Source organism: Cobetia sp. 14N.309.X.WAT.E.A4, assembly GCF_030397495.1.
In the GTDB taxonomy this organism is placed as follows: domain Bacteria; phylum Pseudomonadota; class Gammaproteobacteria; order Pseudomonadales; family Halomonadaceae; genus Cobetia; species Cobetia marina.
Genome location: NZ_JAPNXT010000005.1, coordinates 108,637 through 120,369, shown reverse-complemented (window position 1 = coordinate 120,369; position 11,733 = coordinate 108,637). Strand labels below are relative to the sequence as shown.

Genomic DNA, 11,733 nt, shown 5'->3' with positions numbered 1-11,733 from the left:
CTCACTGAATGAAGCGTTCACTGATCCTGCCTGTTGCCCGGGTCCTGCCTCGCAGCGACCGACACGGATGGCCTCACGAGGCAGGTGGCGGTGCATCACAGCAAGGCGCACCCGCCTTGCCATTCGAGGCGTTCGCCTGCCACGCTCACCGCATGCTGCACGCCGGGCGTCAGTGCGACGGCGAGACGGTGTCGAGTGCCATCGCGCAGCTCAAGCGCCAGCACACAGGCCTCGTCACTCTCCTGAAGCAGCTGAAGCTTGAGGACACGGGGACGCGCCTCACTGGCGATCTCGCGCGCTTCCTCAAAGACACCGTGTGTCTCGATGACACAGGCCACCGTCTGCGAAGAGGCCTGAGAGCGCAGCAACAGGTAGGGCTCATCGCGCAGATTGCGCTCGGGATCATTCGCCCCGATGACGCCCTGGACCAGCGTGGCAGGCGCGGTGCACACCATGCGCGCGGTGACGAAGTGGTTCTCCTGCAACCAGGTGACGGCCTGCGAGACGCCCGCCGCCTGCTCCGCGCCGGACGCCATCTTCCACAGATGCTGGTAACCATTGGCTGCACCCAATGCCGTGGGTGAGGCCTGCTGCTCGAGCGCCGGCTCTGCCATCATCAGTTGCCCCTGATAATGCAAGGGGTAGTCATAGCGATGCGTGCCATCACTGCGTGCCTGCATCAGGTCCAGGACCAGCGGCTCGGCCATCTCCGGCAGCGAGACCAGCAGCAGGCTGCGGGTGAGCACCACGCCCGGCACGTAATCCCGGAGCCGCGCCCGAACCATCTGCAGACGCGGGTCAGTCGTGTCAAAGGCGCCGAGTTCCCCGTGATGTTCACAGGCGCGTGCGGTGTCCAGCCCATGGTGCGAGGTTTCATCCACGACCAGGGTGTTGTGCGCCACGCTCTGCTTCGCGTAGGAACGGTTCTCCGGGGTGTAGCGGCCACCGAATTTCGGTTCGATATTGACCCAGCGACTGAAGCCATAGTCGGTCAGGACTTCGTGCTGGCCGTTGTGATAACCGAAGTGCAGGCCATCGAAGTGACCATGATCGAGCGCCGAGTGCAGCGTGGGGTCACTGCCATGCTGTCCGAAGGCCAGATACAGCATGGTTTCCGCACCGCTCGCCGAAGGCGCACGCAGGATGGCCAGACCGCCCGCATTGCCCTCGCGACCATCGGAAATGAATTGACTGGCACGTGCGCCGGGGGCCCGTGTCGCCGTCTCGGCGAATTCCGCCAGCGACTGACTGCCACCACACAGCGGCAGGCGTTCGACCTTGTCGCGGATCAGACCCGCCACCGCCGGATTGAGCCGCGTATCCTGATAGCGCTTGAGCAGCGTGGCAGCGCCCAGCATCGCGCCCTCATCGATCAGTCCCATGGTTCTTGAGCTGTCATTGAGCGCCAGGAAACGGCCATCGGGGAACGCGACCTCCTGCAGACACAGAATCGCCTTGCGAATGATCTGATCGCGATGATCATGGATGTCCGGCCGCACGCCACTGTTCACCAATGCCTCGGCGAAGAGCACCATCGGTCTGAGGGCGAAGCGATGGTAATAGGGGCCTTCCAGGTAATAGCCGTCCGGCGAGAACAGCTGGTCCAGCTGGGCGAGAAAGCCACCGCTGGCGCCATCGCGGGCATTGCCGAGCAATGACTGCTCCACCAGCGCCTCGTCTCCCAGTACCAGCCCGGCAATCCCCGCCGCCGCCACGGACCAGATGCCATGGTTGTGCACCACATCGAAGTCATGGGCGTTCTGCACCACCAGCAGGTCGATCATCGGACGCAATAGATGCGCTTCGATCTGCTCACGCTCCGCCTCAGGCAATTCCGAGCGGATATTGCCGTAGGCATCCGCGGCGTACAGCAGCCACATCCCCTCGTTCAGACACTGGTGAAACAGCTTGCCCGGCGGATTGCTGTCCCTGGAGACATGGGCGGGCAGCGCTTCATAGATCTCGGCATATCCCAGCAACAGGCCACGCACGAATTCGAGATAGCGCTCATCATGTGTCACCAGCCACAGCTGAGAGGCCAGATTGACGTGCTGATAGTTGAGCTTGTGGCGTGCATGCTCTTCTCCGCCCGCCTCACCCTGCCCGGGAATGCACAGGGGTGCCGAGAGGACCGACGCCAGGCTCGTCTCGGCATGTGCCAGCCGGCGTGCCAGCAGTCCGCTCCTGTCCTGCGATTCATGGGCCTGGCGCAGCGCCGTCAGTGCTGCGCGATCCAATAGCAATGTCTGTTCCATGGCGTGGCCACTCGCGATGATGGTTGGCGTGTCGTCTTGATGCCCGACAGCTTGTCGGACGTCCCTGGTTGGCTCAGTCTCGCCCGGCCCCGCGACACCAGAGGGCGCAGAGATTGCCTGAGCACGGATTGACGAACTCACGGACACATCTGCCCACCATTGACGTCGATCACCTGGCCGGTGACATAGCCACTGGCCGCATGCGAGGCGAGATAGAGGTAGGTCGGCGCCATTTCCTGGCACTCGCCGAAGCGCCCCATGGCGATGCTGCCGGCGATGGTCTGCTTGAGCGCATCGCTCTTGTCGGCATGGAAGGCCGTATCGATGGTGCCCGGCGCCACGGTATTGAAGCGGATGCTGTCCTTGGTGAATTCCTTGACCCAGTTGCGATGCAGGTTGTGCACCATTGCCTTGCTGCCACCGTAAAGGCACGCGCCCAGGCCACCGCCTTCACGCCCCGCGATCGACCCGGTCGTGATCACGCTGCTGCTCTGTCCGGACTGGCGGGCCGAGGCGCGCAGCGGCTCAATCGCGAAGCGCGTCACCATCACCACCGAGCGAATGTTGAGGTCGATGACATTGTCGAAGAAGTCATCGTCAATGCCCTCGAGCCCCTGGCGCCCGCCAAGACCGCCGGCATTGTTGACCAGCACGTCCAGCCCGCCCATGGCCTCGACGGCCTGCTTCACCAGCGCCTCGCACTGAGCCGTCTCGCGCACGTCCGCCTGCAGATAGAACACGCGTCCCGGCGCGGAAAGCTCGCTCAGCAGCGATTCCGCCTGAGACGGGCTCCGGCTGCCGTGCAGCACGACCTTGGCACCTGCCGCTAGGAAGGCTCGCGCCACCTCAAGCCCGATGCCTGCAGTGGAACCGGTCACCAATACACGTCTGTCCTTGAGATCTTCAAACATCACGACACTCCTGAAATTGTGGAATGAAATTGGGGGAATGGCGGGCGTCAGTGGCCCCGGCACAATGGTCATCACCCATAAATCAATAAAGTCTTATTTAGATAAACCGCATCATTAAGGACGCCAGAGTGCCGACCCGGGCCAGAGCCCGAGAGCGGCGTAACGTCACGGTGTCAGCATGTCATCGCGGCGCGGCGAGAAGAGATCGATCACCACACTCTCTGACTCCAGCGCCACGGCGCCATGCAGGGTGTGATGCGGTGCGACGAAGGCATCGCCCGGCCCGAGCCGGCGCTTCTCGCCGTCAAGCTCGACCTCGAATGCGCCCTGCACGACGTAGCCGATCTGGTCATGAATCTCGTGCTGATGGGGCGTACCGACGGCACCGAGGTCGAACTTGACGCATACGGCCATCAGGTCCGGGGTGTGGGCGACGATCTTGCGCTGGATGCCCGGCTCGACATCCTGCCAATCCTGTTCGTCGTTGATGAAGAAACTGCCTGCGTTCATCGCTGTCGCTCCCTGCTGAGTACCGGGTACTGAATCCTGAGCACCATGTCCCATCCTTGAGACGCTCCCCCGCACTCGCAGCGCGAGCAGATTCGCGAGGGACACCGTCGATTGAGACATCAATCTGAAATGGCGTTTTGAAAACGTAGCAGGGGATTTTTATTTTTGAAACAGCATTTCATTCCATCTTAGACTTTTAGACCGCTCCAATGCCTGGACGATGATCTGCCGCTCAGCGCATCCATCGATGCCACCACCGGCCGCAAGCGTTGTGGTAGCGCGGCTGAGGGTGTAAAAGCGAAGATGGGTGTTCTAAAATCAAGTTTCATTAATTTCAGAATAAGGGATTTCATGTCTTCAGAAACCAAGGCTGCCGAAGCCAAGGTCGACAACGTCACCGCGGTGATGAAGGTGATGGCAGTGCTGGAGGGGCTGGATATCGATCATGAGTCCAGCCTCGCCGAACTCTCGCAGCGTGCCATGATGTCGAAAAGCACTGCTTATCGGTTTCTTCAGACACTCAAGAACCTCGGATATGTCGCCCAGGACAGCGAAAGCGAGAAATACCGCCTGACCATGAAAGCCTTCGTGCTGGGCAGTTCAGCCCTGGGCAACATGGACCTGATCAAGATGGCGGACCCCGACATGGCCGCCCTGTCGCAATTGACCCGTGAAGCGGTTCACCTGGGCACTCTGGATGCCAGCACCGGGGAAATCGTCTATGTCCACAAGTACAACTCGCACTTCAACCTGTGCATGAATACCCGCATCGGTGACCGTTGCCCCGCGCACACCACTGCCATGGGCAAGGCGCTGATGTCACGCATGACCGAAGCCCAGCTTGAGCACCTGCTGACACTGCAACCACTGGAACCGCGTACCGAGCGCACGCTGACCTCGCGTCAGGCGCTGGATGAGCAGCTCGCACAGGCGCGTCAGTCGGGTCTGGCAGAAGATCTCGAGGAAATGGACGCCGGAGTGTGCTGTTTCGCGACACCGATTCTTGATCACACCGGCAAGGCCATTGCCGCCTTGAGCATGTCGATCCCCACCATTCGCTATCACCAGGATATCACCCTGGCCTACAAGGCCAACCTGTGTGAATCCGGGCGCAATATTTCCCGCCAACTTGGCTGGAAGGGAACGGATTGAGACACGCATCACCCCTGAACGACGTCAGGTAGCGCTTCGCTATCCGGCACGCAGCGTGCAAGTCATTGCTCGCCAATCGCCTGACATCCATGGATGGATGTCACAGCGTGAAAGAATCTCCGTTGTCACACCGTTGTCGGCATGCCAGTACTTCATGCCAGCAATTGTATCGACACACCGTGCCACCCCTTCTTCATTCTCTTCAGGCAACTGCTCACTCTCTTCTTGCGTGAGGCGGTCAAGCCTTGTCTTCATTCAGCGTCCACCATGGCGAAACCGCCATGCATGACCAATGGATGACATGAAAATTCAAGAAAACGCATTGATATGATTTTTTCCTTATCAATCATTGAGATGCCAACAGCGATACCTTTCCTCTCTCATGGATGAAAGCACGATCCTACCTCTCAGATCACCACATAACCCTCTGTAAAATATTGGAAATACAGTTTTCAAAACGCTATTTCATTTTCATCAAAAATCGTCTTGACAGTCATGATCAACTGGCTCTAGCCTTCGACTGCCATCTTGGCACTCACCCCATAAGCATAAAAAAGGCTTGAGACCATGCGTAATACTCGGGTACGCCACCCCTTGGTGACAGCATTTCTCCTCGCTGCCAGTGCAGGTATCATTTCATCGCCAAGTGCTGCCAATGACACTCCCCCCGGAGAGACATTCGATCTCAGCACCTGGAAGCTGACACTGCCGATGGACGCCGACGGCAATGGCAAGGTGGATGAAATCAAGGTGTCAGACCTTCAGAGCTATCGTCACTCTGACTATTTCTATCTCGACGATGATTCCCATATGGTCTTCGTGACGCCCAACAGTGCCTTCACGACGCCAAATTCAAGCAATGCCCGCACGGAACTGCGTCAGATGCTACGCGGTACCGACACCAGCATCGGCACCCATGACCCGAAGAACAACTTCGCACTCGCCTCGCATGGAAAGGCCGATGAATTCGCTCAGATAGGCGGCTATCTTGAGGCCACGTTGCGCGTGGACCATGTCGCGGAGCGTTCGAAGAAACCAGACAGGAAGTCAACCTATTCGGTGGTCATCGGCCAGATACATGCTGGCAAGGACCAGGCATTGATGGAGGCGAATGAAGGCTTTGGGCATGGCAACGAGCCACTCAAGATCTTCTACAAGAAGCTGCCGGATCAGGACACTGGCTCGGTGTTCTGGAACTACGAGAAGAATCTCGCCAAGGAAGATCCCAAACGCACGGATGTCAGCTATGCGGTATGGGGCAACGACTGGAGCAGCAACGCTGATCCTGGCAAGGAAGGCATTTCGCTGGGCGAGACCTTCAGCTACAAGGTCGAGGTCAAGGGCGACATCATGCATCTGACCTTCAATTCGGACGGCCATCCGACACGCAATTTCGAGATCAACCTTGCCGACAATGTCGATGCCAACGGCAAGGTGGACGCAGATGACCTTCCGGCGGGCTACGCCGGTGACTGGATGTACTTCAAGGCGGGCTCCTACAACCAATGCAATACCAAGGCCAGTTCCAATGCCTGTGAAGGCACGGGCGTATGGGAAACCGACAAGGCCAACGGCGACTACGCCAAGGTGGTCTTCTCTGAGCTGAAAAGTGGCAAGATTCAGTGATGAAAGATTGAACTGATCAGATGCTGAAGCGCTGAGACGCCCAAGGGATGAGACCCGCGTGAGATCACGAGTCTCGGGCAAGGGGTTGCCACTCATACTCTTGAGCCAAGGCCATGTCTCTTCAGCCAGGGACATGTCTCTTCAGCCAGGGGCATGTCGTCCTCTTCCCCCTGGATTGTCAGAGGCCCTACCTCTGGCAATCCAGGGGGAGTTGCGTTGCCGATGACCAGGGCACTCGAGACTGTCCATTTCCCCTGGCTTGTCTCTCCTTCCTGTCGCTCTCTTCTCACGCCACCTTTCTTCTATTCTCTCCTCTCGCTCCCTCTCTCCTCTCACTCCCTCTCACTTCCTCTCTCATCTCTTTTCGCTCTCATCTCTCATCTCTCTCCTCTCTCATCCCTACACTCTTCCTTCATCTCGACCCTCTCCTCCTCGACGCAATGAGCGTATCGCTACCCTTGGCCTGCCTGTCGGAGAAAGACGTCGAGAAGCCTGCAAGAGATGTCAGTGATCACCCTCAATCTGCTGCGAGCGGCAGGTTGACGTAAAACGCAAAGTATCCGGCGTGTTCTGATCATCTCGCTGCCCCCAACTTCACGACACTGTGTTCAACAAAGGCGCAGAGGCGATGCGACCGGGGCGTGCAGATTGACGTCTGGTGACATGGCCGCTGCGACTTACCGCAGACAAGTGTCCTGACACGTGAGGCTCGACGATGAATCGCAAGACTATCCTGACATGCGCCATCACTGGCGCGGGTGATACCGCCAGCAAGAACCCGAATGTCCCGGTGACGCCGAAGCAGATCGCCGATGACTGCATCGCGGCGGCCAAGGCCGGCGCCAGCGTGGCCCACATTCACGTGCGTGATCCGGAGACCGGCGGCATCAGCCACTCCACCGAGCACTTCCGTGAAGTCATGGACCGTGTGCGTTCCGCCGACACCGACATCGTCATGAACATCACCGCCGGTGGCGGCGGCGACTGGATTCCTGACGTCAACGACCCGACTCGTGGTGGCCCGGGCACCGACATCCAGACCCCGGCCGAGCGTCACGCGCCGATCCAGGAACTGCTGCCGGAACTGTGCACCCTGGACTGCGGCAGCCTGAACTTCGGCGACATGGTCTACATCAACACCGCTGACTGGCTACGTGAGCACGCTCGTCTGGTGCAGGCCGCTGGCGTCAAGCCGGAGCTCGAGTGCTTCGACCTGGGCCACGTCTGGTTCGCTCGCCAGCTGCAGCAGGAAGGCCTGCTCGACGACGACCTGCTGTTCCAGCTGTGCCTGGGCATTCCGTGGGGCGCGGAAGCCGACACCGAAACCATGCTGACCATGAAGAACAAGCTTCCGACCAACTCCAACTGGGCAGCCTTCGGTATCGGCCGCATGCAGATGCCGATGGTCGCACAGGCTGTGCTGCTGGGCGGTCACGCTCGCGTCGGTCTGGAAGACAACCTCTATCTGTCCAAGGGCGTGATGGCGACCAATGCACAGCTGGTCGAGAAGTCCTCTGGCATCATCGAGAACCTGGGCTCCAGCGTGATGACCCCGGCCGAGACGCGCGCCTTCCTCAAGCTGCGTGATCCGTCTACCGGCAAGACCGCCGGCGACGTGGCAGCCCTCGAAACCGCTGGAGGTGTCGCATGAGCCAGTTATCTGTCGTAGGAACCGGTGTCATCGGCAATGGCTGGATCTCACGTGCATTGGCCAATGGCTGGGATGTGGTCGCTTTTGATCCGGCCCCGGACGCCGAAGCCCGCACTCGCGCCTTCGTCGAGAATGCCTGGCATGCACTGGAGAAGGATGGCCTGGCGGAAGGCGCCTCCGTCGAGCGCCTGCGCTTCGCCGCGACCCTCGAGGAAGCTGTCGTCGGTGCTGATCTGATCCAGGAAAACGTGCCGGAGCGTCTGCCGCTCAAGCAGGAAATCCTCAGCGCCATCGATGACGCGGCCGAAGAGCACGTGGTGATCGGCTCTTCCACCTCCGGCTTCAAGCCGACCGATCTGCAGCAGGATTGCAAGAAGGCGCCGGGCCGCGTCATCGTCGCCCACCCCTTCAACCCGGTCTATCTGCTGCCGCTGGTCGAGCTGGTGGGTGGCGAGCACACCTCCCCGGCGCTGCTGGAAGGCGCACGCGAAGACTATCAAGGACTGGCCATGCGTCCGCTGATCGTGCGTCGCGAGATCGAAGGTCACATCGCGGATCGTCTGATGGAAGCGCTGTGGCGTGAAGCCCTGCACCTGGTCAACGATGGCGTCGCCACCACCGAAGAGATCGACGCGGCCGTCGTCTATGGCTGTGGTCTGCGCTGGTCGCTGATGGGCACCTTCCTGACCTTCCACCTGGCCGGCGGCGAGCCGGGCATGCGTCACATGCTCGAACAGTTCGGCCCGGCTCTGAAACTTCCGTGGACCAAACTCGAAGCGCCGGAACTGACCGACGAGCTGATCGACAAGGTCGTGGAAGGCTGTGAATACCAGGCAGCGGGTCGCCCGGTTGCCGAACTGGACCGTCGTCGCGATGACTTCCTGGTCGAGCTGCTGACGCTGACACGCAAGTACTGGCCGGAAGCTGAAGGCCTCGAGGGTCGTATCTGATGGACCTGCTCGAGATCACGGTGCCGCATGAGTGGGTCGACTACAACGGCCACATGAATGACGCCGAGTACGCGCGCGCCTTCTCGATGGCCGTCGAAGCGCTGATGGAGCACGTGGGCCTGGATGCCGACGGTCGTCGCGAGCACGACCTGACCATCTACACCCTGGAAACGCACCTGTGCTATCTGGCGGAAGCGCATGAAGGCCAGACGCTAAAGGTCAAGGTCCTGCTGCTGGACCATGATGCCAAGCGCCAGCACGTGCTGTTCACCCTGACGGATGCTGACGGCGGCGAGATCGCCACCAGTGAGCAGATGTTGATGGCGATGAGCATCAGTGGTGGTCGTCCGACCCCCTGCCCGGAACCGGTGGCGGAGCGCATTGCCGCCCTGCCCCAGCCGACAGGCGAAGAAGACTGGCCCAAGGCTGCTGGCCGCCGTATCGGTATCCGTCGCAAGACGGCCTGATATGCGCACCGACAGCGTCAAGAAGTAGACCGTCCTTTCGAAGGATGGACCGACACCCCGTCAGTTTCTGGCGGGGTGTTATCGTATGCAGAACATTTATCTTCTGGGGCCTGTGATCATGACCACCGAGAAACCATCACCCTTGCGCTGCCAGGCCTTCATCGAGGCTTTCTCTCACGGCATGGCCGAACTCGAAGGTCTCTCGATCGCCGAGACCCGTCGGCAGTGCGAAGCCCTCTACGCGCGTTTGGCCGCCCCAGTCGCTGCGGGTGTCACGTTGCGCGATGACAGCCTGCGCAGTGATGACGGCCACGTCATTCCTCTGCGCCGTTTCACCCCGATGCTCGATACGCCACGCAAGGACGGCCGTGTCGTCTACCTCCACGGTGGCAGTTGCCAGATCGGTTCACTGGACAGCCATCAGGGCGTCGCTGCAAGTCTGGCGGCATGGCTCAATCGTGAGGTGATCAGCGTGGATTATCGCCTGTTGCCGGAAGCCTCCTATCAACAGGCGTTGATGGACTGTGATGTTGCCGTACGTGAACTGGCCCCTATCGCGGTGGTCGGCGACAGCGCCGGTGGGCGACTGGTGATGGATGTGGCACGCCTGCATCACGAGACACACTCCCCCTATGTGCTGGGCCTTATCTACCCGCCGATGGACCCGGTACTGAGCCTCGACAATGAGGACCTCGCCACACTGGGGCCGACGGCGCCACTGCTGAGCCGTGAAGAAATCGTCGCCATGTGGCAGCTGGTGGCCGAGGGTGACCCCTCGCATAGTTACGCCATGACGCCACCCCATTCACGGCAGGCACCGGCGCAGGTCATCGAAGTGCTCTCGGTCGAACATGACCCTCTCACGGCGCCGCTGGAGGCGGCCGTCGCCACCTGGAAGGCCCAGGGGGCGGAAGTCGGCTATCACTGCGCGACGGGGATGGTCCACGCCGCCCTGCACGCTCATCATGAATTGCCTGAGATGGGCATCGCCTGGCGTGATTTCTGTGACGCCTTGACGCGCCGTCTTGGCGAGGCATGATGCCGTCCCGGGCGGTCGCGCCATGAAAAGAGGCCCGTACCGATGGCATCGGTACGGGCCTCTTTTCGTCGTGATCCACCTCAAGCACTGGCCGGCCCGAGGTGTCCCCTCATCTGCCGTGTCTGGACGAGACATTCCCATGGCTACGGTGGATCACGCTTCAGCACATCACGCTGCCTCACAGCGCACGTCATCGCGTCGAAGGACACGCAGTTCGACATCCGCCGGGCAGTGTGAGACCCGCGGCTGCCAGCGGGACTGTAGTCGCTCACGCAGGTCCGCGTCGCCGTAGATCACGACCACGACCACCAGACGAAAATCATCCTCCAGCGCCCGCTGTGCGATGAGAGCTTCATAGAGAATGCTGTCGAGAATACGCTCGGCCCTGGCGTGATGCTTGAGCACTCTGACATCCACGAAGGTAGTCGTGGAGGCCTTGCCGGCAAACACCGCATCAAAGCATGCCCGCGTATCCCCTACCTGGACATCATGACGTACCTCGCCGGACGGCTCTGCCCCGGACTCGCGGACGATCTGTCCTACCAGTGCGGTCTTCAATGCGCGCAGCTCATGGCGATGCTCTCGCGTCATCTTCTCCCGCGACATCTCATGCGATGTCACCGCCCCACCGGCGGGTGACGCCATTGGCGTATCGTCACTGTCGTCGTGAAGCAGTTGCGCCACGTCGGCATCATCCACGGGTGGCTGGGCAGACGAGGCCTTGGCTGGCGGCATCTCGATGCCAGGCTCTCCGCCCAGTGAGTCCTGTACCTCGGCCGTCAGGCGCTCCTCCTGTTCGGCGGGCGACAGGGTGCGCATGAAGGAGCGGTCCTTGTGGTAATCGCCGGGGGCATAGAGCTTGCCATGATGCCTGGTCACCAGACGATAGAACACGCCCAGCACCAATAGCGGAAAGATGACGATGAAGGCGATCAGCGGCCAACGCTCGACCTCTGTCAGCTTGTCTGCGGATGAATTCAGCAACAGGCTCGCGAAGCCGTAGATCAACGAGATGAACAGCGCGATGATGCCGAGCGGATTGCGCGCCAGTTCCTTGGCATTCTTCATGAACTGCATAAGTGCTCCATTCCTTGAGATCTCCCTGCTCCTCCCTCAGGGATGGGGGAGGAACGGGCACAATGCAATGTCATGGCGCTCACGCCTTTCGCGTG

10 protein-coding genes are annotated in these 11,733 nt (G+C 60.5%); 6 read left to right on the top strand and 4 right to left on the bottom strand.

Annotated elements, in window-relative coordinates:
- Positions 1-95: 95 nt before the first annotated feature.
- From OW493_RS08930 to OW493_RS08920, 3 genes are all read right to left on the bottom strand, one after another.
- Complete coding sequence (locus OW493_RS08930) at positions 96-2,255, bottom strand: heparinase II/III family protein (RefSeq protein ID WP_289863902.1); 2,160 nt, start codon at positions 2,253-2,255, stop codon at positions 96-98.
- A 137-nt stretch (positions 2,256-2,392) separates the two neighbouring features.
- The gene (locus OW493_RS08925; RefSeq protein WP_136939248.1) at positions 2,393-3,166 is read right to left on the bottom strand and encodes an SDR family oxidoreductase; all 774 of its coding nucleotides are present in this window, start codon (positions 3,164-3,166) and stop codon (positions 2,393-2,395) included.
- Between the two features lie 165 nt (positions 3,167-3,331).
- Positions 3,332-3,676, bottom strand: coding sequence for a cupin domain-containing protein (locus tag OW493_RS08920; RefSeq protein ID WP_084208419.1), 345 nt, complete (start codon positions 3,674-3,676; stop codon positions 3,332-3,334).
- Between the two features lie 351 nt (positions 3,677-4,027).
- On the opposite strand from OW493_RS08920, the gene kdgR reads away from it, so the two are divergent.
- The 6 genes from kdgR (at position 4,028) to OW493_RS08890 (ending at position 10,561) form a co-directional block, all read left to right on the top strand.
- Positions 4,028-4,828: a DNA-binding transcriptional regulator KdgR gene (gene kdgR, locus OW493_RS08915; protein ID WP_084208418.1), complete on the top strand. Its 801-nt coding sequence runs from the start codon at positions 4,028-4,030 to the stop codon at positions 4,826-4,828.
- Positions 4,829-5,425: 597 nt separating this feature from the next.
- The gene (locus OW493_RS08910) at positions 5,426-6,454 is read left to right on the top strand and encodes a polysaccharide lyase family 7 protein (protein ID WP_289863901.1); all 1,029 of its coding nucleotides are present in this window, start codon (positions 5,426-5,428) and stop codon (positions 6,452-6,454) included.
- A 715-nt stretch (positions 6,455-7,169) separates the two neighbouring features.
- Positions 7,170-8,105 (top strand): 3-keto-5-aminohexanoate cleavage protein, encoded by a 936-nt coding sequence (locus tag OW493_RS08905; RefSeq protein WP_024952191.1) that lies wholly within the window; start codon positions 7,170-7,172, stop codon positions 8,103-8,105.
- Entirely contained in the window at positions 8,102-9,055 is a 954-nt protein-coding gene (locus tag OW493_RS08900) for an L-carnitine dehydrogenase (protein WP_289863900.1), read from the top strand. The genes OW493_RS08905 and OW493_RS08900 overlap by 4 nt, the downstream gene beginning before the upstream one ends.
- Positions 9,055-9,522 carry a thioesterase family protein gene (locus tag OW493_RS08895; RefSeq protein ID WP_289863899.1) on the top strand — a complete coding sequence of 156 codons (468 nt, stop codon included), beginning with the start codon at positions 9,055-9,057 and terminating at the stop codon, positions 9,520-9,522. Before OW493_RS08900 ends, OW493_RS08895 begins: the two co-directional genes overlap by 1 nt.
- A gap of 118 nt (positions 9,523-9,640) precedes the next feature.
- The gene (locus OW493_RS08890) at positions 9,641-10,561 is read left to right on the top strand and encodes an alpha/beta hydrolase fold domain-containing protein (RefSeq protein WP_289863898.1); all 921 of its coding nucleotides are present in this window, start codon (positions 9,641-9,643) and stop codon (positions 10,559-10,561) included.
- Between the two features lie 168 nt (positions 10,562-10,729).
- Here OW493_RS08890 and OW493_RS08885 read toward each other — a convergent pair whose 3' ends face one another.
- The gene (locus OW493_RS08885) at positions 10,730-11,638 is read right to left on the bottom strand and encodes a hypothetical protein (protein ID WP_289863897.1); all 909 of its coding nucleotides are present in this window, start codon (positions 11,636-11,638) and stop codon (positions 10,730-10,732) included.
- Between the last annotated feature and the right edge of the window lie 95 nt (positions 11,639-11,733).